This is a genomic window from Paeniglutamicibacter sulfureus, from assembly GCF_039535115.1.
Taxonomy (GTDB): Bacteria; Actinomycetota; Actinomycetes; order Actinomycetales; family Micrococcaceae; genus Paeniglutamicibacter; species Paeniglutamicibacter sulfureus.
In genome coordinates this window covers 2,044,881-2,070,849 of the sequence record NZ_BAAAWO010000001.1, presented here as the reverse complement: position 1 = coordinate 2,070,849, position 25,969 = coordinate 2,044,881, and the positions used below count along the sequence as shown (strand labels likewise).

24 protein-coding genes are annotated in these 25,969 nt (G+C 67.0%); 13 read left to right on the top strand and 11 right to left on the bottom strand.

The genetic code is table 11. The features are described 5' to 3' along the window. Positions 1-165: 165 nt before the first annotated feature. Positions 166-2,574, bottom strand: coding sequence for a hypothetical protein (locus ABD687_RS09440; RefSeq protein WP_310291877.1), 2,409 nt, complete (start codon positions 2,572-2,574; stop codon positions 166-168). 352 nt (positions 2,575-2,926) lie between these two features. On the opposite strand from ABD687_RS09440, the gene ABD687_RS09435 reads away from it, so the two are divergent. Both ABD687_RS09435 and ABD687_RS09430 read left to right on the top strand, forming a co-directional pair. Then, complete coding sequence (locus ABD687_RS09435) at positions 2,927-4,684, top strand: FMN-binding glutamate synthase family protein (RefSeq protein WP_310291880.1); 1,758 nt, start codon at positions 2,927-2,929, stop codon at positions 4,682-4,684. Between the two features lie 52 nt (positions 4,685-4,736). Beyond that, positions 4,737-5,933: an MFS transporter gene (locus ABD687_RS09430; RefSeq protein WP_310291882.1), complete on the top strand. Its 1,197-nt coding sequence runs from the start codon at positions 4,737-4,739 to the stop codon at positions 5,931-5,933. Between the two features lie 22 nt (positions 5,934-5,955). Here ABD687_RS09430 and ABD687_RS09425 read toward each other — a convergent pair whose 3' ends face one another. Beyond that, positions 5,956-7,089: an enoyl-CoA hydratase/isomerase family protein gene (locus tag ABD687_RS09425; RefSeq protein ID WP_310291885.1), complete on the bottom strand. Its 1,134-nt coding sequence runs from the start codon at positions 7,087-7,089 to the stop codon at positions 5,956-5,958. A gap of 188 nt (positions 7,090-7,277) precedes the next feature. Here ABD687_RS09425 and ABD687_RS09420 point away from each other — a divergent pair, with 188 nt between their 5' ends. The 4 genes from ABD687_RS09420 (at position 7,278) to ABD687_RS09405 (ending at position 10,374) form a co-directional block, all read left to right on the top strand. Then, complete coding sequence (locus ABD687_RS09420; RefSeq protein WP_310291888.1) at positions 7,278-9,128, top strand: SpoIID/LytB domain-containing protein; 1,851 nt, start codon at positions 7,278-7,280, stop codon at positions 9,126-9,128. A 128-nt stretch (positions 9,129-9,256) separates the two neighbouring features. Continuing rightward, the gene (locus tag ABD687_RS09415; protein WP_302264623.1) at positions 9,257-9,646 is read left to right on the top strand and encodes a YidH family protein; all 390 of its coding nucleotides are present in this window, start codon (positions 9,257-9,259) and stop codon (positions 9,644-9,646) included. After that, positions 9,643-9,978: a DUF202 domain-containing protein gene (locus ABD687_RS09410; RefSeq protein ID WP_302264626.1), complete on the top strand. Its 336-nt coding sequence runs from the start codon at positions 9,643-9,645 to the stop codon at positions 9,976-9,978. Before ABD687_RS09415 ends, ABD687_RS09410 begins: the two co-directional genes overlap by 4 nt. Further along, entirely contained in the window at positions 9,979-10,374 is a 396-nt protein-coding gene (locus ABD687_RS09405; RefSeq protein WP_310291893.1) for a hypothetical protein, read from the top strand. A gap of 208 nt (positions 10,375-10,582) precedes the next feature. Here ABD687_RS09405 and ABD687_RS09400 read toward each other — a convergent pair whose 3' ends face one another. Together ABD687_RS09400 and ABD687_RS09395 are read right to left on the bottom strand one after the other, a co-directional pair. Then, on the bottom strand, positions 10,583-11,518 hold the full coding sequence (locus ABD687_RS09400) for a LysR family transcriptional regulator (RefSeq protein ID WP_264270229.1): 936 nt from the start codon (positions 11,516-11,518) through the stop codon (positions 10,583-10,585). A gap of 81 nt (positions 11,519-11,599) precedes the next feature. Then, on the bottom strand, positions 11,600-11,854 hold the full coding sequence (locus tag ABD687_RS09395; protein WP_264270230.1) for a hypothetical protein: 255 nt from the start codon (positions 11,852-11,854) through the stop codon (positions 11,600-11,602). 137 nt (positions 11,855-11,991) lie between these two features. On the opposite strand from ABD687_RS09395, the gene ABD687_RS09390 reads away from it, so the two are divergent. Next, on the top strand, positions 11,992-12,486 hold the full coding sequence (locus ABD687_RS09390; RefSeq protein ID WP_302264627.1) for a hypothetical protein: 495 nt from the start codon (positions 11,992-11,994) through the stop codon (positions 12,484-12,486). A gap of 76 nt (positions 12,487-12,562) precedes the next feature. Here ABD687_RS09390 and ABD687_RS09385 read toward each other — a convergent pair whose 3' ends face one another. Further along, positions 12,563-13,561: an LLM class flavin-dependent oxidoreductase gene (locus ABD687_RS09385; RefSeq protein WP_302264629.1), complete on the bottom strand. Its 999-nt coding sequence runs from the start codon at positions 13,559-13,561 to the stop codon at positions 12,563-12,565. An 89-nt stretch (positions 13,562-13,650) separates the two neighbouring features. Here ABD687_RS09385 and ABD687_RS09380 point away from each other — a divergent pair, with 89 nt between their 5' ends. Further along, the gene (locus tag ABD687_RS09380) at positions 13,651-14,316 is read left to right on the top strand and encodes a hypothetical protein (RefSeq protein WP_264270233.1); all 666 of its coding nucleotides are present in this window, start codon (positions 13,651-13,653) and stop codon (positions 14,314-14,316) included. A gap of 118 nt (positions 14,317-14,434) precedes the next feature. Here the strand turns inward: ABD687_RS09380 and cspE are convergent, their stop codons facing one another. The 3 genes from cspE to nirD all read right to left on the bottom strand — a co-directional run bounded on the left by cspE (position 14,435) and on the right by nirD (position 16,050). Beyond that, a complete protein-coding gene (gene cspE, locus ABD687_RS09375; protein WP_007271190.1) occupies positions 14,435-14,638 on the bottom strand; it encodes a transcription antiterminator/RNA stability regulator CspE in 204 nt (67 codons plus the stop codon). 246 nt (positions 14,639-14,884) lie between these two features. Next, the gene (locus tag ABD687_RS09370; RefSeq protein ID WP_302264641.1) at positions 14,885-15,676 is read right to left on the bottom strand and encodes a sirohydrochlorin chelatase; all 792 of its coding nucleotides are present in this window, start codon (positions 15,674-15,676) and stop codon (positions 14,885-14,887) included. Further along, positions 15,673-16,050 carry a nitrite reductase small subunit NirD gene (nirD, locus tag ABD687_RS09365; protein ID WP_264270235.1) on the bottom strand — a complete coding sequence of 126 codons (378 nt, stop codon included), beginning with the start codon at positions 16,048-16,050 and terminating at the stop codon, positions 15,673-15,675. The genes ABD687_RS09370 and nirD overlap by 4 nt, the downstream gene beginning before the upstream one ends. A gap of 365 nt (positions 16,051-16,415) precedes the next feature. Between nirD and nirB the strand changes: the two genes are divergently transcribed. From nirB to ABD687_RS09350, 3 genes are read left to right on the top strand one after another with little or no spacing between them, the layout of a single operon-like run. Continuing rightward, positions 16,416-19,049 carry a nitrite reductase large subunit NirB gene (nirB, locus tag ABD687_RS09360; RefSeq protein WP_310291902.1) on the top strand — a complete coding sequence of 878 codons (2,634 nt, stop codon included), beginning with the start codon at positions 16,416-16,418 and terminating at the stop codon, positions 19,047-19,049. Beyond that, positions 19,046-20,068 (top strand): uroporphyrinogen-III C-methyltransferase, encoded by a 1,023-nt coding sequence (cobA, locus tag ABD687_RS09355; protein WP_302264646.1) that lies wholly within the window; start codon positions 19,046-19,048, stop codon positions 20,066-20,068. Before nirB ends, cobA begins: the two co-directional genes overlap by 4 nt. After that, on the top strand, positions 20,065-21,195 hold the full coding sequence (locus ABD687_RS09350; RefSeq protein WP_302264648.1) for a uroporphyrinogen-III synthase: 1,131 nt from the start codon (positions 20,065-20,067) through the stop codon (positions 21,193-21,195). Before cobA ends, ABD687_RS09350 begins: the two co-directional genes overlap by 4 nt. Here ABD687_RS09350 and ABD687_RS09345 read toward each other — a convergent pair. Continuing rightward, complete coding sequence (locus tag ABD687_RS09345; protein ID WP_310291907.1) at positions 21,192-22,739, bottom strand: MFS transporter; 1,548 nt, start codon at positions 22,737-22,739, stop codon at positions 21,192-21,194. The genes ABD687_RS09350 and ABD687_RS09345 overlap by 4 nt on opposite strands. Before the next feature lie 111 nt (positions 22,740-22,850). Here ABD687_RS09345 and ABD687_RS09340 point away from each other — a divergent pair, with 111 nt between their 5' ends. Next, positions 22,851-23,393, top strand: a complete 543-nt coding sequence (locus tag ABD687_RS09340; protein WP_264270240.1) for a TetR/AcrR family transcriptional regulator — start codon at positions 22,851-22,853, stop codon at positions 23,391-23,393. A gap of 10 nt (positions 23,394-23,403) precedes the next feature. Continuing rightward, the gene (locus ABD687_RS09335; RefSeq protein ID WP_310291910.1) at positions 23,404-24,663 is read left to right on the top strand and encodes an MFS transporter; all 1,260 of its coding nucleotides are present in this window, start codon (positions 23,404-23,406) and stop codon (positions 24,661-24,663) included. Between the two features lie 16 nt (positions 24,664-24,679). Here ABD687_RS09335 and ABD687_RS09330 read toward each other — a convergent pair whose 3' ends face one another. After that, the gene (locus ABD687_RS09330) at positions 24,680-25,306 is read right to left on the bottom strand and encodes a trimeric intracellular cation channel family protein (protein WP_310293469.1); all 627 of its coding nucleotides are present in this window, start codon (positions 25,304-25,306) and stop codon (positions 24,680-24,682) included. A gap of 83 nt (positions 25,307-25,389) precedes the next feature. Then, on the bottom strand, positions 25,390-25,941 hold the full coding sequence (locus tag ABD687_RS09325) for a DUF1697 domain-containing protein (protein WP_310291912.1): 552 nt from the start codon (positions 25,939-25,941) through the stop codon (positions 25,390-25,392). Positions 25,942-25,969 lie beyond the last annotated feature (28 nt).

Here is a 25,969-nt window from a genome sequence, read left to right as displayed (position 1 = left end):
ACACCTAGACGGTTGCGGTCCGGGCCAGGACGGCGACGCCCGGCGGCCTCGTGCCGCCGATATGGCCTGAAACGGGACAGGGCGCGGCCGGTGCGCCCGCCCCGGGGGGGGATGCACCGGCCTCGCCCGTGATATTCGCGGCCCGGGGACCACGAAGGGCGGAAACTAACCGCGCAGGTGCCGGCGGTTCCGCATCATGATGAGCGCCGGGATCAGCAGCAAGGCCACCGGGATCAGGAGCAGCAGCGCGCTGGGGCCGCTGCCGATCTTGGATGCCGAAACGGCCCGCGTGCTGGCCTCCAACCGCGAGGTGCCGCCGGCCAGCTGGGTCGAACCCTCGGAGAGGGTGGACAGTCCGGCGGCCAGTTGCGAATTGCCGTCGGCGAGCCGGTTGGCACCGTCATCGAGCTTGGTGGCACCCGTGGACAAATCACCGGAACCGTTGCGCAACGCCTCCAGGCCCATGCCCAGGGTTTCGCTGCCGCCGGCGAGCTTGGCCGCCCCGGCGTCAAGCTCCTCGGCACCGCGGGCGATCTTCGCGTTGCCGGCAGCCAGTTTCGTGGCACCGGCCTCGAGCTTGTCGGCACCGGCTGCCGCGGAGTCGGCTCCCTGTGCCAGCGCGGGGGTCTTTGACGCCAACTCGGAGGTTCCGGCCTTGAGCGACCCGGTGCCCGCTGCCAACTTGTCGGTGCCGGCAGCAAGCTTCTTGCCGCCGGCCGCAAGTTCATGGGCGCCAGCGTTGAGCTTGCCGGCTCCGGCATCCAGGGCCGAGGTGCCGTCCGCGAGCTTGCTGCCGCCCGCAGCCAGGGCGTCCGCCCCGGTCGTGAGCCTGCCGGCTCCGTCCTGGAGGGTGGCGGTGCCCTGGGCCAGCGTGCCGGCCCCGGTGCTGAGTTGGGTGCTACCGGCGGCCAGAGCGTCGGTGCCCTCGGCCAGCCGGGAGGCCCCGTTGCCCAGGGCGCCGAGTCCGGCCAACAGGCCCTTGGAGGAGTCGTTGAAGCCGGCGTCCAGCTGTCCGAGCCCCGAGTTCAGGTCCTGCGCCCCGGCATTGAGCGCGGTGGCTCCGGTCTTCAGTGCGCCGATGCCCGCACCCAGGGCCTTGGACCCCTCACTGAGCTGGCCCAGCCCGCCGTCCAGCCTGGCGGCTCCGGTCTTGACAGCCTGTGCCCCGTCGTTCAGGGCGTCCGTTTGGCCAACGAGGTCCTTGGTCCCCAGCTTCAGGGAATCCATGCCGTCGGCCAGTTGGCCGCTTCCGGTGGCCAGCTTCTTGGCACCGGCAGAAAGATTGGCGGTACCGTCGTGCAGCTTCTCCATGCCGGCATTCAGGTCCTGGGAACCGTCATGGAGTGCGTTGATCTGCTCCAGCAACAGGCCCGACGGCACCGCGGGATTCGCCTTCACGAACGCGGCAAGGTCGCCCAGGCCCTTCGACAGGCGTCCGGAACCGTCCGTCAGTTCGCCCGTTTTTCCGTCGGCGGTGGCCAGCCCCTCGGCCAGGCCCTTGGCGCCCGTTTCGACACCCACGGAACCTTCCTGGGCGGCCACGATGCCTCCGCGCAGTTTGGGTGCGGCGTCGGCCAGCTTCCGGGTGCCCGCGGCCAGCTTGGTGCTGCCGTCCGCCAGCTGTCCGGAGCCGTCCTTGAGTGCCGCCACGCCTTCAACCAGGGCCGGGGCCTTGCTGGCCAGCTCCTCGACACCGCCGAGCAACTTGTTGCTGCCGGCCGCCAGGGCATCGGACCCCGCGGCAGCACTTGTGGTGCCCGCGGCAAGCTTCTGCGCACCGGCATTTGCCGCCTGCGTACCGGCGGCAAGCTTCTGCGCACCGTCGTTGGCCGCGCCGGCTCCCTCCGAGAGATGCTGCGCGCCCACCGAGAGGTCGTGGGCTCCGGTGTTGACCTTGACCGTGCCGATGCCGAGCTGGGACATGCCGGCCGAGAGCTGCTGGGAACCATCCCTGAGCGACTGAGCCCCGGTGTCCAGTGCGCCGGTGCCCGCGGCGAGCGAACCGGCACCGGTGGCCAGCTTGGATGAACCTTCACTGAGTGCGTCTGCACCCACTGTCGCGTCCTTCGCACCCGCGGCCAACTTGCCCGCACCGGCGTTGAGTTTGCCCGCGGCGGCATCGACCGCATCGGTGCCGGCGGCGATCTTCTTCGCGCCGGCGGACAGTTCAGCTGCCCCGTTGCCGAGCCTGGCCGCGCCGGCCTCGGCGTCCCCGGCGCCGATCGAAAGCTTGGTCGTCCCTGCGTGCAGGGTGCCCGCACCGTCCGTCAACTTGACTGCGCCGGTCGCTGCCTTTTCCGCACCCTTGGCAAGTTTCTGTGCGCCCTCGGACAGTGCACCGGTGCCGGCGGCCAGTTCGGCGGCGCCGGCGGCGGCGCCGGAGGACCCGTCGGCCAGCTTGGCGACTCCGTCGTTGGCCTTGCCCATGCCGTTATTGAGGTCCGAGGCGCCGCTGGCCACCTGGGATGAGAACATCGCGTAGAACGCCACGAAGGCGATCAAGAACAGGCCGAGCAAAACCGTGATGATTGCATGCAGCAGCGTGTGCCGCTTGGCCGCAATATGTGCATTCAACTGGACTCCTGGGGGATCGGTGGGGGTTGGCGGGGAAACGGTGCCGCGGGGATTTCGGGCGCAGAAAGGTACGCCACGATCCGTGGCCCGGTGGAGCAGGAGGGTGCTGCGGCCGATATCCGGCCGAACCCAGGGTCTATCTGTGATGTGTATTACAAGGGGCTAGGACCATTGAACTTACTGATGGGTAGCTTTGCAAGTGTTTTGGGAAAATAACTTACCCGTGGGTAGGTTGTGACGTCTTCTGCGCGCCCAGGCTGAGGGGGGCGCGAGGCCCGAACCGCTGGTCCCGCAGGCACTTAGCGCCCGGCCATAGGCCCAAAGCCCGCCGGGAAGTTGTAGGCTCGCAGACATGGTGAGATTTCTGATTTTGGCGCTTCTGTCCGTCCTTGGGTTCATCGCCATCGTCGCCGCAACGCTTGGCCCCGCCGGTTGGTGGATCGTTGCGGGGGTGGTGGTCCTCTTGTTGGCACTGGGGATCCACGACGTCCTGCAAACCCGGCACGCCATCCTGCGCAACTTCCCGGTGCTGGGACGCATGCGATTCCTGCTCGAGTCGATCCGCCCCGAGATCCAGCAGTACTTCATCGAGCGCAACACCGACGGGAGGCCCTTCGACCGAGACACCCGTTCGCTGATCTACGCGCGGGCCAAGGGCGCCGACAGTCACAAGGCCTTCGGCACCGAACGCGACGTCAACGAGGTCGGCTACGAATACCTGCTGCATTCCACCGCCCCGGTCGAGGTGGCGAAGGACCAGCACCGAGTGCGCATTGGCGGACCGGATTGCACGCAGCCCTACGACATGTCCCTGATGAACATCTCCTCCATGAGCTTCGGATCGCTGTCCAAGAACGCTGTTCTGGCCATGAACAAGGGCGCTGCCATGGGTGGCTTCGTCCACGAGACCGGCGAGGGCGGGCTGGCCTCGTACCACCTGGAACACGGCGCCGACCTGTTCTGGGAAATTGGATCCGGCTACTTCGGTTGCCGCGATGCCGAGGGAAACTTCGATCCAGAGGTCTTTGCAGCCAAGGCGTCCAACGAACATGTCAAGGGCATCACGATCAAGCTGTCCCAGGGGGCCAAGCCCGGGCTCGGCGGCGTGTTGCCGGCGGCCAAGATCACCACGGAGATCGCAGCCACTCGCGGGGTGCCCATGGGCGTTGACTGCATTTCCCCGGCCTCGCACTCGACCTTTTCCACGCCACGGGAGCTGATGCAATTCGTGGCCCGGCTGCGCAAGCTGGCCGGTGGCAAGCCGGTCGGCTACAAGTTCTGCGTCGGTTCCCGCACCGACGTGCTTGCCATGTGCAAGGCCATGCTGGAAACCGGAATCACCCCCGATTTCATCACCATCGACGGATCCGAGGGAGGCACCGGCGCAGCGCCGCTGGAATACGAGGACCACGTGGGCACCCCGCTGACCGAGGGACTGATGCTGGTGCACAACGCGCTGGTCGGGTGCGGGCTGCGCAGCAAGATCAGGCTCGGGGCCGCTGGCAAGGTCGCCACCGGTTCCGACGTTCTCAAGCGTCTGATCCAGGGCGCCGACTTCACCTTCAGTGCCCGGTCCATGATGATGGCCACCGGCTGCATCCAGGCGCAGAAATGCCACACCAATGAATGCCCCGTCGGGGTTGCCACCCAGGACCCGCGTCTCGTCCGCGCGCTGGACGTGGAAGACAAGGGCAATCGGGTCTACAACTACCACAAGCTCACGGTGCAGGAAGCTGCACAGTTGATGGCCTCGATGGGCGTCACCAACCCGGCGCAGTTGAATACCAGGATGTTGCGCCGCCGCGTCGACCACCTGACCACTCGCAGCTACGCGGGACTGCACCATTGGCTGGAACCCGGCGAGCTATTGCGCCAGCCGCCCCGCGGGTGGGCACCGGACTGGCTGGAGGCCGACGCCGACAACTTCGGCGAGCACGCCCCGGTGCCGTGGCCGACCCAGCGCGAACCTGCGCCGCCGGTGGAGAAGACCGTCGCGCCCAAGCGCGTGGAACCCAAGGACTCCACCCACCGCACCGTGGAGCCGGTGCACCCGAACCCCCAGCGGCCGGAGGGCAGACCCGCACCCAAGACCGCGCCACATCGGGGTTGATGGCCCGTCATCAATGCCGGGCGGCGATTCGCGACTCGGAATAATGTCCCCCATGACCTCCTCGAATACCGCGCCGGGCATCGGGTTCCCCTCGCTGCTCGCCCACGCCTTCTTCCTGCAGGCAGCGGTGTACCTGGTGCGTCCGGCAACCTCCTACAAGGCGTTGGAACTCGGCGTTGACCCCGGGCTGCTGGGCCTGGTGGTGGCGAGCTTCTCGATCCTGCCGGTCTTCCTGGCCGTGTTCATTGGCCGGGCCGCGGACCGCGGCAAGGAGCGTCAAATCCTGCTGGTGGGTGCTGCCCTGCTGATCATCTCCGGGGCCGGCCTGCTTTTCGCCGCGCCCTCCCTGCCGGCATTGCTGGGTTGGAATCTGCTCCTGGGCGTGGGGCACCTGATGAGCATTCTGGGTGAGCAAAGCCGTTTGGCATCGGCCACGAACCGCAACATGGATAGGGTTTTCGGCTTCTACACCATGGTCACCGCGGTGGCCCAGACCGTTGCGCCGCTGTTGCTCGGTGTGCTGGGCGGGGCCGCGGTCGCTCCGGACACCTCGGTGCTGCTGCTGGCCTACCTGGTGGGAGCCGCCGGCGTGCTGGCCACCGGCGTTCTCATGGCCCGGCACGGCGGCACACGGAGCAAGTCCGGCATCCCGAAGGCTCCGGTGAAGCTGCGCACCGCACTGCGGGTCCAGCCCGCTGCCCGCAACACACTGGTCGCCTCCATCGGGCTGAGCATGATGGTGCTGTGCACCATCGACCTGCTGCAGGTCTACCTGCCGGCGCTGGCCGTGGAACGGGGAATTTCCACGCAGGCGGTCGGGGTGCTGTTGGCGTTGCGGGCAGCAGCCACGGTGCTCTCGAGGCTGGCGATGGACCGGCTGGTCCGTGCCGTGGGAAGGTCGCGGCTGCTGCTTGGATCCACCGGCATCTCCGCGGTGCTGATCGGCCTGCTGGTGCTGCCGCTGCCGACCCCCGCCATGGCGGCGCTGCTGGTGCTTGCGGGCCTCGCCCTGGGCCTCGGGCAGCCGCTGAGCATGAGCGTGGTCTCGATGACCGCCACCGAAGGCACCCGCGGCACCTGGATGTCGATCCGCCTGCTGGGCAACCGCCTGGGGCAGACAGTGATCCCGGTGGGCGTCGGAGTCTTCGCCACCGCCCTGGGGGCCGGGGGAGTGTTCCTCGCCCTGGGGGTGACCACTGCCGCGGCGACGCTGGGTGCCATCGCCCCGCTGCGTTCCATGGACGATTGAGACGGTGCCGGCGGGGCCGTGCCTATTGCGGGTCGGCGATCACCGCGGCAATGGCCTCGCGGTCCACCTGGGCCAACTCGGCGGGGTTCCATGCCGGGCTGCGGTCCTTGTCGATGACCTGGGCGCGGATCCCCTCGGCAAGGTCATCGCGGTGCATCAGGTAGTCGGCCACGCGCAGCTCCCGTGCCAGGGCCGATGGCAGGTGGTCCGCCTCCCGGGCAGCGCGCACCGCCAACAGCGCGCACTGCAGTGAGGTGGGGCAATTGGCGCGCATCCGGGCTGCCGCCGCCCGGGCCGCGGGATGGGCCATGGCATCGAGGCGCTCGAGGATCTGCTCGGGCGTTGGCGCACCGAAGGCCGCATCGATCCACGGTTGCGCACTGGCCAGCGGGGAAACGGCAAAGGACCCGAAGAACACCTCCAGCCCGGCGGCGATGTCGGGTGCCGACATTGCCTCGAAGTCGGGCAGGGCCTCGATGACCTCCTCGAAACGATCCCCATCGACCAGCATGTCGGCAAAGCCGAGTTCCACCGCATCCGCACCGGTGAAGGTGTCGCCGGTCAACACCAGGTATTCGCCGAGGTGTCCCGGTGCCCTTGCCATCAGGTGCGTGGCACCCACGTCCGGGCTGTAGCCAATGCGCGCCTCCGGCATGGCGTAATGCGCTTCGGGGGTGGCGATGCGGATGGCGGCATGCGAGGCCAGGCCGATCCCGCCGCCCATGCACAGCCCGTGCACCAGGGTGAGTACCGGTTTGGGGTAGCTCGCGATCATCTGATCGAGCCTGAATTCCAGGGAAAGAAGGTCAAGGAACCCGGAGTGTCCGCCGTTGGTCACCGCTTCGTGGAAGTCCTTGATGTCCCCGCCGGCACAGAAGCCGCGCACGCCCTCTCCGCGCAGCACCAACATTGACACGGCCGGGTCGGTCCTCCAGTTTTCCAACACATCGGTCAATTCCCGGAGCATCGGGCCAGTGAGTGCATTGATGCTTATGGGCCTCCGCAGCTCGATGAGGCCCAGGGGCCCGCTGCGGGTGGAGCGGATATGGCTGGTGATCGTGATGGTCCTGGTTCCTTGCCGTGCCGATATGTGGTTGATGCCAAGATATCGCCGAACCGGCTCCGATGCGAAACCCGGGTGCGGCAACAACGCCATGCCCGCCCACAGCAATCCGGGGATGTGGTTTCGTTGACCCAGGCAGCCGGGCCATGGCCCCGAAGTCGTCCCCGGGAAGGGGGTGCCTACCGCGTCGGCTTGACGTAGGATCGTCCCCAAAGGCAGCCGGCACCACCCGGACTTCCGCTCGCAATGTTGTTTGGGGAAACACCGTGAGAAAAACCGCCATGTCCGCCGCTGTCCTGCTCTTAGCCGTCCTGTTGGTTCCGGGGGACCCGGCCACTGCCGCGTCTCCCGTGCACGTGGCCGAGGGCGTGAACCTGACACCGATCGCCACCGAGGCCCACCCGGACCAGGAATCGCAGAGGCCCGAGGAAGCCGACGCGAAGGCTGGCGAGTTCAAGGACGGGATGTTGTGGCGCTCGCACCCGGAAGGGATCGAGGTGTATGCCGCCACGTCCCCGGCGGTGCTTGTGCCCCATGACCTGGTCCGGGCCTGGGCCGACACCGGTTGGGAAAACGGCCCCTTCGGCTATCCGAGCGGTGGGCACTACAGTGCCGGCAGCGATACCCGACAGCCCTTCACCGGCGGCATTCTCGGGGTGCGCCCCGACGGGACCTCCTACTGGCTGCCCGCGACCACCGAACTTCCCGACTTCACGGTGAGCGGTGCCGGCTGGGGACACGGCGTGGGCATGAGCCAGTACGGGGCCCGGGCCATGGCGGCCGGGGGAAGCAGCGCCACTGACATCCTGGAGTACTACTACAACCCCGCCGAGGTCACCGACAGCAGCACCGCCGCTGCCAGCGACATCCGGGTACAGGTGCTGACATCGAAGACCAGCGAAGTGGTGGTTTCAGGCGGAAAAATGCAGGTCATCGACCCAACGGCGAATCAGGCCTACACGGCACCGGCGGGCTCAAAACTCGTCCTTGGACGCGCGGGTTCGCAGTTGGCCTACGAGTTGAGGACGCCGGATGGATTCGACGTGGTTCCGCGGGACAACAACGAAGACGGCGTTCCCGACGTGGATCCGGCGCCCGAAGCCAACAAGGTCACCGGCAAGCTGATCATTCTGTGGGAAGGCACACGCGACTGGCCAGCGAAAAACCGTGCGACGATCTCGGTGCCCGGCGCCAACGAAGAATCCTCGGCGCCCGGGGTCTACAGGCACGGCTACCTGGAAGCGGGGCTGCTGGATGACCGGGTGAACCTGGTGGCGGCGCTGCGGCTCAACGACGAATACCTCTACGGCCTGGCCGAGGTCCCCTCGTCGTGGCCTCGCGCCGTGCTGCAGGCCCAGGCGATTGCCGGCCGGACGTACGCCATGCGCAAGCTGAACACGGTCAGGGATTCCTGCGACTGCAACGTCACGGACGAGGTGCAGGACCAGAAATTCACCGGCTGGAAGAAGGAGAACGAGAAATCCGGTTACGGGGCCAGGTGGAAGGCCGCAGTGGAGGCGACGATAAAGCGCAATGACGCGGGCGTTCCGCGCAGCGGCAAGGTCGTGGTGTACGACGGGAGGCTGGCCGAAACCCTGTATTCCTCCTCGACCGGAGGTGCCACCCGCGACAGCGAGGACGTCTGGGGCGGTGCCGCGCGACCCTATCTGCGTTCGCGTCCCGATCCCTGGTCGCTGGAGGCCAGCGCCAAGAACCCCTACGACGCCTGGGAACAAGGCACCAGCCAGGAAGAGATGGCCGAGGTCTTTGGGCTCGAGAATGTGATGAGCGTGGAGTTCGAGCGTGGCAAGGACCTGAGCATCGTCTCCGCCACGGCCACATCCATGTCCGGACGATCCAAGACCCTGCCTGGGAAGGAGTTCCGTGGAAAGGATTCCGGCGTCGGTGCGCGTTCGGCCTGGATCACGGGTATCGAGCCAAGCGTGGGGCCTCCGGTGGAAACCACCATCAAGCCGGGGAACTTTTGCACCACCACGGTGAAGGCCGGTGCGGGCATTGCCCGGGCAGTGTCAGCTGCCAGCGACGGCGAGGTGATTTGCCTGCAGCCCGGAACCCCAAAGCCAAGCAGTGTGGTGCTCAAGCCGCGGCAGACCTTGGTCGGCGGCAAATAATCCAACACCCGGCTCGATGGAACGGGTGGTTGGCCCGCATCATCGACTGCCCGGTATCCTGAAAAGGATTTCCGGCGGGGGACACTGCCGGGTCGTGGAGACACAAAAACAAGGGAGCACGCCGGCTGATGGCATCGACCGACCAGAACGACGAACGCGGGAGACTTGCCAAACTCGTCCTGCCCGGGGGACAAGAACCGGATCCGCGCTTCACCCTCGCCAACGAACGCACCTTCCTGGCCTGGATCCGCACCGCCCTCGCCTTCCTGGCTGGCGGCATCGCCCTGGAGGCATTCGCCGCAGCCGCCTTCCCCGGCCCGCTGCGCACCGGCATCTCGGTGCTGCTCATTGTCATCGGCATGCTCATCAGCGCCGGTTCCGCCTTGCGCTGGCGCAGCATCGAGATGTCCATGCGCCAAGCGAAGCCGCTGCCGCTTCCGCTGATCATCCCGATCCTGGGCCTGGGCAGCGCCCTGGCCGCAGCTGTGGTCGCGGTACTGATCTCCCTGGACCAATGAGCACCGCGCCGCGGCCGCCTCTGCACCTGGACCCCGGGCTGCAGCCCGAACGCACCGTCATGTCCTGGGGACGGACCACGCTCTCGCTCTGCGTAGCCGCGCTGGTCTTCCTGCGCTGGCTGCCGCATTACGGGGTGGGGATCCTGGCAATGATCGTGCTGGCACTGCTGGCGGCCGGAAGCATCTATGCCACGCAGCGCCACCGGTATACCGTGGCTTCCCACGGGATCAAATCCGAGCGGCTGCGGGCCGACGTCGTGGCGATCCTCGCGATGAGCATCGCGGTGCTTAGCCTCGGCGTTGTCGGCATCCTGGTGGTAGTGGATTTCTAGGTGAACGTCATTCCGCTCACCTCGCCAATTTCCGGCCGTGTGGTCTACCGCGTGGCCGATCAGGCATTCGATTTCACCCCGAATGATCCAGGCGAAGTGGCGGCACGCAGGGGTTCACCTGCCTCGTTGGCCGTGGATTCGGTTCTTGTGGACGTCGGGATGCCCAACGGCATTCTTCTCTACGTTTGGGGATACTCACCCCAGTCGTCCTGGCTTGCCGTCCCGGGAATGCCCTCAGGTGCCGTTGACGGGGTTGTCATGGTTGATGAGCCGGAATTGGATTCACAAGCAAGTGTCAGCATTCGCCGCGACGGCAGTGATCCCGCGGAGGTGTGGTGGACCCAATTCGATGCGGATACGGGGGTGGTGCCGCATCACGAGCGGAGGACCCGATGAGAGCTTGACTCGCATCGCCGCGGACACGGTCATCGGAGCCGATAGCTCCGGTATTACCTCGTTGTGGTTGAAGCCAACCTTCGTGGACTGAGTTCAACGCACCGAAGGTGCGAGGCGCGTTGCAACGATGCTTCCCGTCCGGGATCCTGTCCAGCAAGGTGCCAGGACCCATAGGGTGTGACCGCCCTGATGCGCCCCCGCTCCTTGGTTAGCGCCGCTTGGGCCCGATGCTCAGCTCTGCCAGGACGTTGGTGAGCCGGTCCATGAACACCCCGACCTTGGGGTTGTCCCGACCTTCCGGACGCAGCGCGAAGATGCTGCGGGCCAGACGGATCTCGGGCGCGTCGATTACCTGGATGCCTGCAGGTGCCCGCAGCATGGCAAGCTCCGGAACCAGCGCGGCGCCCAACCCGGCGGCGGCCATGTGCAGCGAGGCATTGAAGTCGTCCGAATGGGCGACCACCCGGGGATGGATGTTGAATGCGGCAAAGAGCCGGGAGATCACCGTGGCATCGCTGGTGCCCGGATGGTGCATGATCCAGGGCATGTCCGCCAGCTGGGCGGCGCTGAAGACGGAGGTGCCGTCGAGTTTCCAGGATGCCGGAACCACTACGCGGAACGGGTCATCGCCCAGCCACTGGCGTTCCATCTGCGCCGGCCATGCGAGACCTCCCTGGCCCACTTGGAAGATCAGCGCGAGGTCCAGCTCCCCGTCCTGGCGCAGGCCTGTAATGGTCTGGTGGGGTTCTCCCACGTTCACGCGCAGGGCGATGCCGAGCTGGTCCCAGTCCCGGGATCCCAGCAGCTTGGGCAGGGCATAGGTGGCCAGGGAGGGAAAAATGCCGATGCGCAGTTCCTGCAACGGCTTGCCGCTCGGGTCAAGGTCCGGGGTGGAGGTCGCTGCCATGAGCGCGTCGATGTCCGTGAGCACGCGCTTGGCATGGCGCACCATGGTCAGGGCCGCGGGCGTGGGCTCGATGCTCTTGGCACCGCGGGTGAAAAGGGTGGTCCCGGTGTCGCGTTCCAGCGCCGACATTTGCTGCGAGACCGCCGAGGGCGTGTAGCCCAGGCGCAGGGCGGAGGCGGCGAAGGACTTCTGCGTCACCACTTCCAGCAGCGTGCGCAAATGAACCGGGTTGACCACTGAAACTCCTGTGCCTCGGGCGGGGTGAGAGCGCGGACCACTGATGGACCGCGCCCGTCCCATCCTAGACGGGCGACGAAGCTAGTGGCTTTCTTCCTCGAGGACTTCGTCCTCGGTCCACTCTTCCTCGACGGTTTCCTCGTCGTCGGCATCGTCCTCGGCGGTCAGGTCGTCATCGAGGAGATAAAGGTGCTTGCGCAGTGGATCGAGGGCGGTCATGGACTCGGGACTGTCGGACGAACCTTCGTAGGGCTGGCCGTCCCGTCCGTCGCCGGGTTCGTACATGTCGTCGTCGATCGGCTCATCGAAGACGGTGTCATCAAAGCTATTGCTCATCGTGCCCCTCTTTTCTCCATAGGCCGGGAACTGCGACTGATCCCCGATTGATTACAGCCTATGTTGCATCCGACCGTATGGGAATGGGCACTTTTTCGCGCACCGAAGCAGGCCCTCAGGCGGAGTAAGGTCGATATATGGACAGCGACATTTCCCCCCGATTCTTCACACCGGCCATCAACCGCCCGGCATTGCTTGCCGCCGCCGGAAGGATCCTGGCACCTGCATTGTGGCTGGGTTTGCTGATCGGGATTTCGTTCATCGAGACGCCGCTGAAGTTCATGGCCCCGGGGATGACCCTGGCGCTGGGCCTGGGAATCGGTCAGCTGGTTTTCGCCGCGATGAACATCGTGGAAGTGGTCTTCTTCATTGTGCTTGCCGCTTCCTGCATCAAGCGAGGCATGGATCGGGCATACCTGTGGGTGGTCGCCGGGTTGGGTGCCGTGTTGCTGGCCAAGATCGCGCTGATCAGGCCGTTCCTGGCCAAGCGCACCGAGGCGGTGCTGGCCGGGGCCGAGGCCGGCGGTTCAAGCTGGCACTACTTCTACATCGCCGCGGACGGCCTGCTTTTGGTCCTGCTTGTCACGGTGCTGGTCATGGGCGTGCGCCGCTGGGTGCTGCCGGGCCGGTAGGGTCCGCCGAAAGCATATGCAAGACGGCCACCGGGAAATCCCGGTGGCCATCTTGCATATGCCGATTATGGTGTGGCTAGTTCGCCGGTGCCATGGACATGGCCTTGGCGGTGATCTTCACCGACTCCAGGCGCTGGGCGGAGTTGCTGGAGTTGTGTACCGTGATCAGTTCATCGGCCCCTGCCGTGCGCGCGAACTCGTGCAGGTATTCGGCCACTGCCGATCCGTCGCCCACCGCGGTGTACTGGAGCATCTTCATGATCGAATCCCCGTGCGGTGAATCCAACAGCATTTCCACCTCGGCATCGGTGAACTCGGTTTCGCGGTTGCGTCCCAGCATCATCCGGATTCGATCGCGGCGAACCTGTTCCATGATGGCTTGCGCCTCGGCGTTGGTCCCGGCGGCAACCACGCCGACACCGGCAATGACGTATGGCTCGGCCAGGAACTCGGAGGGGCGGAACTCGTTGCGGTACGCGGTCGTCGCCTGCACCAGGGCATCGGGGGCAAAATGCGAGGCGAAGGAGTACGGCAGGCCCAGTTGGGCAGCCAGCCGGGCGCCAAAGAGGCTTGAACCCAGGATGTAGAGCGGAACGTTGGTTCCGCGCCCGGGGTAGGCATGGATTCCCTCGATGCGCGAGGTGTCCCCGAGAAACGCCTGCAGCTCGAGCACATCGTGCGGGAACGCATCGGAGGCCGCGGGATCGCGGCGCATGGCCCGGAACGTGGCCTGGTCGGTGCCCGGCGCACGCCCGAGGCCCAGGTCGATGCGGCCCGGGAAAAGTGTCTCGAGGGTGCCGAATTGCTCGGCAATCACCAGCGGCGAGTGGTTGGGCAGCATGACGCCGCCGGAGCCCAAACGAATGGTGCTGGTGTGGTGGGCGACGTGGCCGATGAGCACCGAGGTCGCTGACGAAGCGATCGAGTTCATGTTGTGGTGTTCGGCGTACCAGACGCGCTTGTAGCCGGTCGCCTCGGCGGTTTGGGCCAATTCGACGCTCTGGGCGAAGGTCTCGGCGGCGGAACCGCCACGGCGGATGGGGGCAAGATCAAGGATCGACAAAGGAATGCTCACATTAGCGGCAACTAGGGCCCGTCCGGTTTCATTCCCGCGGTGTCCGGACACACACGCATCCTGTCCACCCGGGCGTAGGATTTTGAGGCATGAAGCGGATTGCGTGGCTGTTGGCCGGCGGCCTGCTGGCAAGCACCCTGGGTGCATGCACCGTGCTGGTTCCGGATCCGCCCGAACCTGCGCCGTCCACCCTGCCGACTCCCGATCTGCTGGCCGAGCTACCGCCCGATTGCCCGCGGTCCGGCGGCGTGGCGGAGCCAGTGGGGATATCCCCGGGGACCGAAGCACAGATCGCCGCGGACCTCTTGGCTGCCGCGGGTGACTGGGTGAATGCCGGAACAGCCATGATCACCAACGAGCCGGAGTGGGCGGATCCCGGGTTGCCCGGGCACTGCCTCGGGGACCTGGCCGAGGCGCTCGGGCGGATCCACGGTTCGGCACTCCTGACCGGGAACGGGGATGAGACGTTGGGCGGCTTTCAGGCGGAAATGGTGGAGGAGAACCTGGCGAACCTGCAGGCCGCGCATGGCCAGGGAAGTGCCACGAATGCCAGGCGGGAACTGGCACTCGTGCAGCAATCCTCGCAATCGGACAGCGGAACCTTCCTGGACCTCATCGTGCGCAAGCTGGACAATCGGTCGATCCAGCCCAGCGGCATGGAGGAGTGGATGGTCATCGTGGTGCCGCAAGGGCCCCAAAACCTGGTGTTCCACCTGGAAACCAAGGAAGCGGCGCACGGCTTTTTCAGCTGGTGACCCGGAACCATCAGTCAAGGAAAGGGCCTCGGAAGTTAAAACAGTAGTGGGCGGCACCCCCCAAGGGGAGTGCCGCCCACCACTAATCAGCTAAATGCCGAAGTTGATGATCCGAAGCTTAGACAGCGCGGATATCGGTGGCCTGAAGGCCCTTCTGGCCCTGAGTAACTTCAAACTCAACGCGCTGGCCCTCTTCGAGCGAACGGAAGCCGTTCGACTGGATGGCGGAGTAGTGTGCGAAAACATCATCCGAGTTGTCGTCCGGAGCGATGAAGCCGAAGCCCTTTTCGGCGTTGAACCACTTAACGGTACCTGTTGCCATGATGGGTGTGTCCTTTCGAGACTGTCCTGAAATGGGACGTAGGGGAGTCAATTCCACTGTGGAATCCACTTGCAGCTACGTGATTCAACGCGGTTCAGAAAGGTACTCGCCCCGGCAACGGGGTGTTTGCACTGAAATTACTGCGAGAAAAACTAGAACTACAAGCTCTACGGTACGCTACTTGGCGGCCAGTTGCTAGCACGGGGGTCTGTTTGGGTGATTGTTTTCCCAAATGACCCCTATCGTTTACCTGTCCACGCACCGCCGGTAACGCTCGATGACGGTGTCAACGAGTTCCCGCGGCGGCGTCTGGCTGGGGTCCAGCAACGGGGCACCAAGCACATCCGGGCGGCAGCGTGCCACCAAATCAGCGAAGTATCCGGGTGCCAGCAGATAGCTGGAAACCACCGTGCGTCGGCCGGGGTTGAGAGTGCGGGCAGCGTCCAGGACATCGGGCAGGCGCGGCTCGGCTGCCGAGATGAAGGCGGGGGTCACGGGCACCTGCAACCGGCCGGCCAGCAGCTGTGCCATGGTCTGGCAATCGGCAATCCCCCGCGGATCCGTGGACCCTGCGCAGGCAAGGACCACTGCCTCGCCAGGGATCCAGCCGGCCTCCACCAGCCGGCGATGCAGCACTGCGGCCAGGGACGCATCGGGGCCAAGAGGGGCAGCCACCTTGGTTCCCGGGCGTCCGCCCGCGGCGGCGGCAAGATCGCCCGAGGCGTGGGTTCCGGCCGATAGCAGCAACGGGACGAGCGCCGCCTTCTGGCCCGGGGCAAGGGCACCTGAGTGCAGGTACGGATCAACCCGCGGATCCTGCACATCGACGAACGCTCCGTGCACGGCCGTTTCGGCCAGTGCGAGATCCACCACATCCACCAGCGCCCGGACGGCCGTCCGTCCGGCGGGATCATCGGTGCCGTGGGAGACCGCCACCAGATCGGGGGAAGGAATGGTTTCCATCCAGCCCATCCAGGCCGAGTGTTCAACGGTTCCGGCGCTCCGGTGGACGGTGCGCGTCAAGGTCGTGGTACTCATGGGGTCTTCTCCAGCCACAGCATGCCCTGGTGCAGGTGCACCGGGTGGATCGGCAACGCCGGTGCCGCCCCGCTGAGGCAGTCGCCGGTGTCCAGACGGTAAACCTCCTTGTGCAACGGGCAGGCAATCGTGGGAACACGGGTGCCGGCAATGGCCTTGTCGCCCAGGATGCCCCTGGCCATGACCTTGGCACCGGTGCCCGGGCAGTGGTGCGAGGCGGCGAAGAACTCTCCGCCTTCCGTGCGGTACACGGCCACCTGGGTGCCTTCAAGCCACGCGGCCTCGCCCCAGCCGGGCTCGAGGTCCGCCATCCGGCATACGGCAACCATCCCATGAACGGTCTCGAGCATGCTTTCTTCGAGCGTTGCACTCATCGCTTCGGTCCTCTCAGTACTTTCTTCTTGGATGCACCGAGCCTAGAAGGACCTTGTTACGCAAGGTGCGATGGAACGTTGCGTGCCGGTAAACCCCGGCTCACGGGACCGCGCCCGGCCGGTGATGCCGCGCATGGTCGTCCGGACGCGAAGCTACGGTCCCTCCGTTTTGCGGATGTTGGCAAGGAGAACCCGCTGCTGTCGTTACGGGCGTGTTTCAAATACCTCACGGTTTGCGTTTTATCTGGGACGCAGAGTTGTCCTGCCCGAAACATGGAGGAAATTGCGGGGCAAAACCGGTCTCCTAGGGTGGAAAGTGACCACCGACGAGCCAGCGTGCAAGAGTGAAAGTCGAGTAACAAATCATGAGTACAGCCAATGGATCCCGCCGCATTGTCGTGATTGGCGGCGGCCCGGCCGCCCACCGTTTCACCGAGGCGATGGCGGCCCGCGAACCGAGCAACCTCAAGATCACGGTACTCACCGAGGAAGCACACCTTCCCTATGACCGGGTTGCCCTCACCAAGGCCCTCACTGACTCCTCTGTCGACCTCACGCTGGGAGACGCCGCGCTTTGGGAGCGCGACAACGTGGTCCTGGAGACCTCCGCTGCCGTGAACCGGCTGGACGCGGACAAACACCTGGTCCACACCGCCGACGGACGCAGCTTCGGATACGACGAGCTGGTGCTGGCCACCGGCTCGAACGCAGCAACGCTGCCGATCCCGGGGAATGAACACACCCACGTCTACCGCACCCTCGAGGATGTCCGGGCCATTGCCGCCGGCATCGAGGTGCTGGCCGCCGGGCTGGGCCGCCAGCCGGTCGTGGCGACCATCGGTGGCGGGCTGCTGGGGCTCGAGGCAGCGGCGGGAGCCCAGTCCCTTGGCGCGCAGGCAGTGGTCATCGACGGCGGCAAGTGGCTCATGGGCACCCAGCTCGACGAAGGCGCCGGCCAGGCCATGGGCAGGCTGATCGCCCAGACTGGATTCACCGTCCACGGCGGGGTCTTCCCCCAGGAAGTCACCCTCGAGGAGGTCGAGGGCACCAAGAGGGTCACCGGGGTGCTGATGGCCGACGGCAACCACATTGCCGCCGACATGGTCATCGTTTCCATCGGTGTGCGCCCGCGCGACGAGCTGGCCCGCAACCACAACGCCGCGCTCGAGGCCGCTGGGCTGGCGGGGCCGGTCTTCGGCATCGGACCCCGCGGCGGCGTCGAGATCGATGGGCACTGTGCCACTGCGGTGCCCCACGTGTGGGCCATCGGAGAGGTCGCGAACTTCGAGGGCATGTGCGTTGGCCTGGTGGCCCCGGCCAATTCCATGGCCGAGGTGCTCGCGGCTCACCTGCAGGGCGGTGAAGCGGCCTTCACCGGCTTCGACACCGCCACCAAGCTCAAGCTTTCCGGGGTTGACGTGGCAAGCTTCGGCGACGGGTTCGCCCGCACCGAGGGCTCGCTGGAGGTCGTCTACGCCGACGCGGCCCGCGGCCTGTACCAAAAGATCGTCGTCTCCTCCGATGCCAAGGTCCTGCTCGGCGGGATCTTCGTGGGCGACGCGAGCCCGTACCAGTCGCTGCGCCCGCTGCTGGGCCGCGCGCTTCCCGCGGAGGCCGGCGCCTACCTCAGCGCACTGGGCGGCGAGGTGCCCGACGGCGAGTTGCCCGACGACGCGGTGCTCTGTTCCTGCAACGGCGTGAGCGTCGGATCCATCAAGGACGCGGTCGGCGGCTGCGGGTCCTGTGAGGGCAGCGAACCGGTCAACGACCTGGCGTCCTTGAAGACCTGCACTCGCGCCGGAACCCAGTGCGGTTCCTGCGTGCCGATGCTCAAGAAGCTCATGGAATCCCAGATGGCCAAGAACGGCGTCGTCGTCTCCACCGCCATGTGCGAGCACTTCGAGTTCTCCCGCTCCGAACTTTTCGAGGCGGTGCGCGTGGCCGGGCTGCACAGCTACCCGCAGATCATGGAACGCTTCGGCACCGGGTCCGGCTGCGACATCTGCAAGCCGGTCATCGCCTCGGTGCTGGCGTCCCAGACCTCGGGCCACCCGATGGAGGCCGGCCTGGCCGGAGCCCAGGACACCAACGACCGCGTCATGGCCAACATGCAGAAGGACGGCACCTACTCGGTGGTCCCGCGCATCCCCGGCGGGGAGATCACCCCTCAAAAGCTCGGCGTGATCGCCGCGGTCGCGCAGAAGTACAACCTCTACACCAAGCTCACCGGCGGGCTGCGCATCGACATGTTCGGCGCCCGGCTGGAGCAGCTGCCGGAGATCTGGAAGGAATTGGTCGATGCCGGATTCGAGTCCGGGCAGGCCTACGGCAAGTCGCTGCGCAACGTGAAGACCTGTGTCGGTTCCTCCTGGTGCCGCTACGGCATGCTGGACTCGGTGGCCATGGGCATCGAGCTGGAGCTGCGCTACCGCGGGCTGCGCGCCCCGCACAAGTTCAAGATGGGCGTCTCTGGCTGCGCGCGCGAATGCGCCGAGGCCCGCGCCAAGGACGTCGGCGTCATCGCCACCGCCGAGGGCTGGAACCTCTACGTCGGCGGCAACGGCGGGGCGAACCCGGCCCACGGCCAGTTGCTGGCAGGGGGCATCGACGATAAGACGCTGATCCGCTACATCGACAGGTACCTGATGTACTACATCCGCACCGCCGACAAGCTCCAGCGCACCGCGCGCTGGATGGAGGACCTGGACGGCGGCATCGAGGCGGTCCAGCGGGTGGTCGTCGAGGACTCGCTGGGCCTGGGTGCCGAACTTGAGGCGGCCATGGAAACCCACGTGGGCAACTACCAGGACGAATGGGCGGCCACGCTCGCGGACCCCCAGAAGCTGCGCCGCTTCCGCTCCTTCGTCAACGCCCCGGAACAGGCCGATCCCGACCTGCACTACCTGCCCGAACGCGGACAGCACCGCCCGGCCGAGCCGGTGCGCCTGGGCGCGACCATTTCCATCGGAGCCCCGACCTCGACCCAGGAGCAATCATGATCGCCAACGGACTGCAATTGCACGGCCAATTCGTGCTGGTCGCCGGCGCCCGCTGGGCCGCCCGGCACGTGGTGGCACGCTATGTTTCCGCCGGTGCGCTGGTCCTGCGCGCACACCACCCGCACGAGCTGGAGGGCCACCGCGACATGCTGGGGTCGCTGCGGCTGGTGGTCGCCGTCGAGGACGGCGCCGCGGGCTGGGACGTGCTGGAGGAGATCGCCGCCGGCGAATCGATCCTGCTCTGCCGCGAACCGGCGGCCTCCCGCGATGGGGGCATCACCCTGCTGGGCGGGGGACCTGGCAGCAGCGACCTGCTCACGGTTCGCGGTGCCGCGGCGCTGGCCAACGCCGACGTGGTCTTCCACGACAGGCTGGGACCGGGCCACGACCTGGCGGTGCTGGCCCCCGGGGCGCAACTCATCGACGTGGGCAAGGCCCCGGGGAACCACAAGGTGCCCCAGGACCGCATCAATGAGCTGCTCATTGCCGAGGCGCGGGCGGGGCGGGCCGTGGTGCGGCTCAAGGGCGGGGACCCCTTCGTCTTCGGCCGCGGCTCCGAGGAACGCGACGCAGCGCTGGCCGCCGGGATCAAGGTCCAGGTGGTGCCGGGGATCAGCAGCGCGATCTCGGTGCCCGGGGCCGCGGGGATCCCGGTGACCGCCCGCGGGGTGTCCAAGGCCTTCACCGTGGTCTCGGGCCACGACCCCTTCAGCGACACCGAGCTGGCGCACCTTGCAGGCATCGGCGGAACGCTGGTGGTGCTCATGGGCGTGGCCACCCTGCAGCAAAACACCGCCGGGCTGCTGCGCCACGGGCTGGCCGCCGACACCCCCGCCGCCATCATCGAACGCGGATTCTGCGACACCCAGCGCAGCACCCGGGCCACACTGGGCACTCTCGCCGAGGCGGCGCGGGCCGCGGGCTGCTCCAACCCCGCGGTCATCGTCATTGGCGGCGTCGCCGCCCTGGGCGCGGGCGCCGACGAACTGGCCGCCCTGGGCTCGGCGGCCGTGCGATGAGCGCCACGGCAACGGCCGGCACCGGGACGCGGATCGGCGGGGCGCTGGCCGGATTCCGCATCGCGGTGACCTCCCAGCGGCGCTCGGCCGAGCTCATCGAGGCGCTCGAGCGCCGCGGGGCCCAGGTATTGCATGCCCCGACGCTGCGCCTGGCCCCGCTGGCAGAGGACGCCGAGCTGCTGGCCGGCACCCGCCGGATGCTTCGGCTGCGTCCCGAATATGTGCTGGTGAGCACCGCCTATGGCTTCCGCCGCTGGTTTGAGACGGCCGAGGCCGTGGGGCTTGGCGACGAGCTGGCCGAGGTGCTGCGCGCGGCACGGATCCATGTGCGAGGGCCCAAGGCGCTGGGGGCGGTGCGCGCCCTGGGCTTCGAGGCGGAGGCCAGGGCGGGGGAGGAGCTGACCTCCACCATGGTGGCCGGGCTGGCCCCGCTGTTGGAAGGCAAGGCCGTGGTGCTGCAGCACCACGGGATCGGGGACGACGAGGCCGCCGCCACGCTGCTGGAGGCGGGCACCCGCGAACTGCTGCGGATCAGTCCCTACCGCTGGGTGCCGCCGGAAGACGCCGGAAAGCTGGAGGTGCTGCTGCGGGCGCTGTGTTCGGGGTCCCTTGACGCGCTGACCTTCACCAGTGCCCCCGCGGTGGTGGCGTTGCTGGAGGCGGCACGGCACAACGGCTGCCACGCACAGCTGCTGGAAGCCCTTCAGTCCACCATCTGCACGGTGGCAGTGGGGCCAGTGACCGCAGCTCCGCTGCTCGAGGCCGGCATCTCGCCGCTGGTCCCGGCACGGCACCGGATGGGCGCGATGATCCACACCCTGGTCGAGCACCTGGGCCGGCGCGGGGCACTGGAATGCGCCACCGTGCTGGGCCCCTGCCAATTGCGCGGGGACACCGTCCACCTGGGTGGGAGGGGCCGGGAACTGGGGCCCGGCCAGCTGCGGATCTTCAAGGCGCTGCTGGAGGCCGGCGGAAACGTCGTCTCCCGCGGCACCCTGGCGGCGCTGCTGCCTGACGGGTCCTCGGACCACGCGCTGGACATGGCGGTGAGCCGCCTGCGCGGCGCGCTGCCCGATGCCCGGCTGGTTTCCACCGTGGTGAAGCGCGGCTACCGGCTCAACGCCTAGGACCGCGTTTCGGCCGGCACCCGGCGCAGCGCAAACGCCAGGATCGCGGCGGAGGCCAGGGCCAGCACCATGGCGATCGCGGAGGTGTACAGCACGCCCTTGTCGAAGGCCTCGGCGGCCGATTCCAGCAACCGTTCGGCGGCCGGGGCGCCCAGGCCCTGGGCAACCTCGTGGGCGCCGCCCAGGGTCTGGCGGGCGGTCTCGGCGTCGTCGGCTCCCAGGAGGGCGGGGATCGAGACGTTGCGGCTGTACGCGGCATTGAGGATCGAGCCCAGCACCGCGGTGCCCAGCACCGAACCGACCTCGTAGGCGGTTTCGGAGATCGCCGAGGCGGCACCTGCCTGCGCCGGCGGAACGGCGGAGAGCGCCATGTCGTTGGACAGCGTTTCGCTCAGGCCCACGCCGGCCCCCAGCACGCTGAAGGCCACCATGAGCATCGGGACCGAGCCCGACTGGCCGGTGAGCATCACGATGCCGTAGGCCAGGGCGTTGAGCCCCAGCCCCCACACCATCACGTGCTTGACCTCGAAGCGCCGGGTCAGCCGCACGGCCAGCAGGCCGAATCCAACCGTCAGGGCCAGGCCCGGCAGCATCAGCACCCCTGCCATCATGGGGCTGTACCCGGCGACCAGCTGCAGGTGCTGGGAGATGAAGTAGATGAAGCCGACCAGGGCGAAGATGCTCAGCAGGTTCACCGCCAGGGCGGCGGAAAAGCTGGGGTTGGCGAAGAGTCGCACGTCCAGCATGGGGTTGGCGCGCCGCAGTTGGCGGCGGGTGAAGGCCGCCCCGGCGGCCAGTCCCACGGCGATCGCCGCGACAGGCACCAGCGGCGAGCCGCCGTTGGCCAGCTCCTTGATGCCGTAGACGATCGGCAGCAGGGTCGTGATGGCCAGGAGAATGGACAGCGGGTCGATGGCCCCGGGCCGGGGGTCCTTGGACTCGGGAACCAGGGCGGGGGCCAGTACCAGCAACGGCACCAGCATGGGCACGGCGATCAGGAAGACCGAACCCCACCAAAAGTGCTCGAGCAGGAAGCCGCCGACGATCGGGCCCAGCGCGGCGCCGCCGGAGAAGCCGGCGGCCCAAATGGCGATGGCCTTGCGGCGCTCGAGCGGGTCGGTGAAGATGTTGCGGATCAGCGAGAGCGTTGCCGGCATCAGCATGGCGCCGAAGACGCCCAGCAGGGCACGGGCGGCAATGAGATGCTCGGCGTTGGCGGCAAATGCCGCGGCGGCCGAGACCACGGCGAATCCGGTGGAACCGATCAACAACAGCCGGCGGCGGCCGAACCTGTCGCCGAGGGAACCCATGGGCACCAGCAGCCCGGCTAGCACCAGCGGATAGATGTCAATGATCCACAGCAGCTGGTTCCCGCTGGGGGACAGTGCCGCCGACAGCGCCGGGACGGCGAAGCTGAGCACCGTGTTGTCCACGGAAATTAACAGCACCGGGAACATGAGGACCACGAGGGCGGCCCAGCGCCGACGGTGGAGCGTGCCGGGGGCCGGATTCCGGGGAGTGCCTGTGGCGCGGTGGATGCTCATGGGGATCGTTTTCCTGGGAAGCGACTGGACGGTTGACAACCATAACTGTACCGTCCGGACGGTATAGTTACAATGTGACGATGCCTACGTGAACGGGATAGGGTTCACTACATGTCTCGACCGCCATTAGCCAAGGAAAAGATCGTCGACGCCTACGCCGCGTTGCTGTGCGACGAGGGCGAGCGTGCGGCGACCATTGAGGCCACCGCCGCACGCGCAGGGGTTTCCAAGGGCGGCCTGCTGTACCACTTTGCCTCCAAGGAGGCCCTGGCCCAGGGTGTCATCGAGGGGCTGATGCAGGCCCAGGCCCAGGACCTGGAACGCATGGGTTCGGCCGCGGAAGGCGCATCGCGGTACTTCGTGCGCACCTCCACCGTCATCGGCAGCGACCTGGACCGTTTCTTCCTGGCCGTGCTTCGCCTGGCCCAGGCCGGCCACGAAACCTCCATCGAGGCCTTGGACGCGGTGCACTCCGGGTGGCTCGACCTGATCCGCGCCGAGGTGCAGGACAAGTACGTGGCCGAAACCATCATGTTGATCGGTGAAGGCCTCTATTACCAGACCTCCATGCCCGGCCCCTGGTCCCAGGGAACCTTCGCCAAGGACCTCGAGCACCTGCTTGACCAGGTCGAACGACTCAAGAACGGCAGTTGAAAACCCCGCCATGTCACTGACGCCACCGCGACAAAAGATGGCCGGCCGGATCGGTGCACTGCTGGGCATCATCCTGATGGCCCTGTCCCTGCGCGCCGCGGTTGTCTCCGTGCCGCCGCTGCTGGGAAGCATCGGACCGGAACTGGGCTTTGATTCTTTTTCCACCGGCCTGCTGGCCATGCTCGCCCCTGTCGTCTTCGCCGGGTTCGGGCTGCTCACCCCGCGCCTGATCCGGTGGTGGGGGCTGGAAAAGGTGCTGGTCGCCGCGGTCCTGCTGGCCGTGGCCGGCCAGCTGCTGCGCGCCGTCGTGGGGGACGTGACCAGTTTCCTGCTGCTCTCGGCCATTACCCTGGCCGGATACGGCATGGGAAATGTGGTGTTGCCGCCGCTGGTGAAGAAATACTTCCCCGACCGCCTGGCGGTCGTGACCTCGGGCTACGTCACGATGTTGGCGGTGGGCACCTGGATGGCCCCGCAATTCTCCGTACCGCTGGCCAACCTGACCGAGAACTGGCGCGCATCCATCGCCGCCTGGGCGCTGCTCTCGGCCGTGGTCCTGGTGCCCTGGGGCATCCAGCTGGTCAGGGACCGCAGGCGCCCGCGCCCCGACACCCCGCTGGTCAACGGCCTGGTGCCCGCGCCACCGGTCCGGATCAACCCGTGGAAATCCCCCGTCGCCTGGGGCCTGGCCATCTTCCTGGCCGGAAACTCGGCGCAAACCTATGTTTACTTCACCTGGCTGCCGCCGTACCTCTCCGAACAGGGATTGGATACCCAAACCGCCGGATCGATGCTGGCGCTCTTCGCCATTCTCGGCCTGCCGGTGAGCCTGTTGGTCCCGCTGTGGGTTCCGCGTTTGCGCCACCCGATCGTGGCCGTGCTGGTCTTCACCGCCTTCTGGATCGCCGGCCACCTGGGCATGTACCTTTCGCCGACCGAGCACACCGCCCTGTGGGTGGTGTTTGCCGGCCTGGGCCAGGGCACCTTCGCCATTGCCTTGCTGATGATGAACCTGCGTTCGCGCAGCACCTACGGATCCGGAGTCCTGGCCGGCTTCAGCCAGGGCCTGGGATATGCCGGGGCGGCGGTTGCGCCCTTGCTCTTTGGCATTGTCAAGGACGCCACGGGAGGCTGGAGCGCCTCCTTTGCCATGCTGGGGATCTGTCTGGTCGTGATGCTCACCGGCGCGGGGATGATCAATGGGCCGCGCAAGATCGAGGACGGCCAGGGAGAAGCCAAGAGGCTCGGCGAACTCGAGCAGGTCAACTAGCCCCGCCCCTTTTGTCCTAGTTGAGTTCGGCCTCGCGGTGCCAGGGACCGACTGCCTTGGGGACGTGCCAGCGCAACTTCAGCGAGAGCACGCGGAGCGTAAAGACGATTGCCGCCACGGCAAGCTCCCACACCCACCCCGAGAAGCCCGCCACCCAGAGAGCTGCGATGAGGCCGGCACCCATCATGGCCGGAACCGCATACATATCGCGAGGGTCGAAGATCGCCGGGGTCTGGTTGGCCACCACGTCACGCAGCAGGCCGCCGCCCACTGCGGTCGTGACTCCCAGCAGGGCGGCGGCAAAGGGGTTCATCCCGAGCTCGAGTGCCTTGACCGTGCCTGAAGTGCAGAACAGTGCCAGGCCCGCGGCGTCAAAGACCAGCAGCGGCCGCTTCAGCCGCTGCACGCCGGGGGCCACGAAATAGACCAGCAAGGCGGCAAGTGTCGGCGGGACGAAGTAATAGGGATTGGCGAACGCGGTCGGGACCTCGCCCAGGATCACGTCGCGAACGATGCCGCCGCCGATTCCCGTCAGGCCCGCCAGCAGCAACGACCCGACGATGTCGAAGCCGCGCCGGGCAGCCAACAAGGATCCGGAGACGCCAAAGAAAAAGACACCCAAAAGATCGAACATCAAGGGCATTGTCACCGGTTCCCATCCTCTGTCTTCGGGGCTCGGTTGCGGCCGGGCGCTCAGGATTCATTACAACACGGAGCGGGAACGGATCACGGTTTCGGTGACTTCATCGCCAGGTGGATCTTCCGGATGGTGTTCATGTTCCGGGTCGTCACCACTGTCCCGGAGGCGACCTTGGCGAAGTGCTTTGCCAGCGGTGTCTTCAGGCTTTCGCCACGCGGCACTTCCCAGCAGATGGCGTGGCCCAGCCTCGCGACACGCTCGGCGGACGAGGTTTCCGGGGCGCCGGCCAGAATCGCGGCAGCATCCTTTTGGCTTCCCGTGAGCACCAGGTATTCGTGGCGCTGGATCCCGTCGTCGGGCGATTCAAAGGGAAACCCGGTCACGATCCGCTCAAGCTGTTCCACGTCCTGGACGATCACCGGGATGTCCCGGCCATAGCGCTCCCGCAGGGCTTGTTCAACGGCTGCCTTGATGCGCGCCGGATCGGTCTCCTCGCTGGCCAGCACAACGTTGCCGCTGGCCAGCAACGTGCGGACCTGCGTATACCCGGCATCCTGCAGCAATGCGACGAGGTCCTTCATCAGGACCTTCACGCCGCCGACGTTCACCCCGCGCAGGAAGATCGCATAGAAATCCATGTGGCCAAGTCTGCTCCGTACGCACCGG

Coding starts and splice junctions, on each gene's coding strand:
- ABD687_RS09395 (WP_264270230.1), bottom strand. CDS start 11,854: ATGAGCAATAGCTTTGATGACACCGTCTTCGATGAGCCGATCGACGAC.
- ABD687_RS09430 (WP_310291882.1), top strand. CDS start 4,737: ATGACCTCCTCGAATACCGCGCCGGGCATCGGGTTCCCCTCGCTGCTC.
- nirD (WP_264270235.1), bottom strand. CDS start 16,050: ATGAGTGCAACGCTCGAAGAAAGCATGCTCGAGACCGTTCATGGGATG.
- ABD687_RS09330 (WP_310293469.1), bottom strand. CDS start 25,306: ATGCCCTTGATGTTCGATCTTTTGGGTGTCTTTTTCTTTGGCGTCTCC.
- ABD687_RS09370 (WP_302264641.1), bottom strand. CDS start 15,676: ATGAGTACCACGACCTTGACGCGCACCGTCCACCGGAGCGCCGGAACC.
- nirB (WP_310291902.1), top strand. CDS start 16,416: ATGAGTACAGCCAATGGATCCCGCCGCATTGTCGTGATTGGCGGCGGC.
- ABD687_RS09340 (WP_264270240.1), top strand. CDS start 22,851: ATGTCTCGACCGCCATTAGCCAAGGAAAAGATCGTCGACGCCTACGCC.
- ABD687_RS09410 (WP_302264626.1), top strand. CDS start 9,643: ATGAGCACCGCGCCGCGGCCGCCTCTGCACCTGGACCCCGGGCTGCAG.
- ABD687_RS09380 (WP_264270233.1), top strand. CDS start 13,651: ATGAAGCGGATTGCGTGGCTGTTGGCCGGCGGCCTGCTGGCAAGCACC.
- ABD687_RS09350 (WP_302264648.1), top strand. CDS start 20,065: ATGAGCGCCACGGCAACGGCCGGCACCGGGACGCGGATCGGCGGGGCG.
- ABD687_RS09415 (WP_302264623.1), top strand. CDS start 9,257: ATGGCATCGACCGACCAGAACGACGAACGCGGGAGACTTGCCAAACTC.
- ABD687_RS09435 (WP_310291880.1), top strand. CDS start 2,927: ATGGTGAGATTTCTGATTTTGGCGCTTCTGTCCGTCCTTGGGTTCATC.
- cspE (WP_007271190.1), bottom strand. CDS start 14,638: ATGGCAACAGGTACCGTTAAGTGGTTCAACGCCGAAAAGGGCTTCGGC.
- ABD687_RS09390 (WP_302264627.1), top strand. CDS start 11,992: ATGGACAGCGACATTTCCCCCCGATTCTTCACACCGGCCATCAACCGC.
- ABD687_RS09335 (WP_310291910.1), top strand. CDS start 23,404: ATGTCACTGACGCCACCGCGACAAAAGATGGCCGGCCGGATCGGTGCA.
- cobA (WP_302264646.1), top strand. CDS start 19,046: ATGATCGCCAACGGACTGCAATTGCACGGCCAATTCGTGCTGGTCGCC.
- ABD687_RS09425 (WP_310291885.1), bottom strand. CDS start 7,089: ATGGCGTTGTTGCCGCACCCGGGTTTCGCATCGGAGCCGGTTCGGCGA.
- ABD687_RS09420 (WP_310291888.1), top strand. CDS start 7,278: ATGTCCGCCGCTGTCCTGCTCTTAGCCGTCCTGTTGGTTCCGGGGGAC.
- ABD687_RS09325 (WP_310291912.1), bottom strand. CDS start 25,941: ATGGATTTCTATGCGATCTTCCTGCGCGGGGTGAACGTCGGCGGCGTG.
- ABD687_RS09345 (WP_310291907.1), bottom strand. CDS start 22,739: ATGAGCATCCACCGCGCCACAGGCACTCCCCGGAATCCGGCCCCCGGC.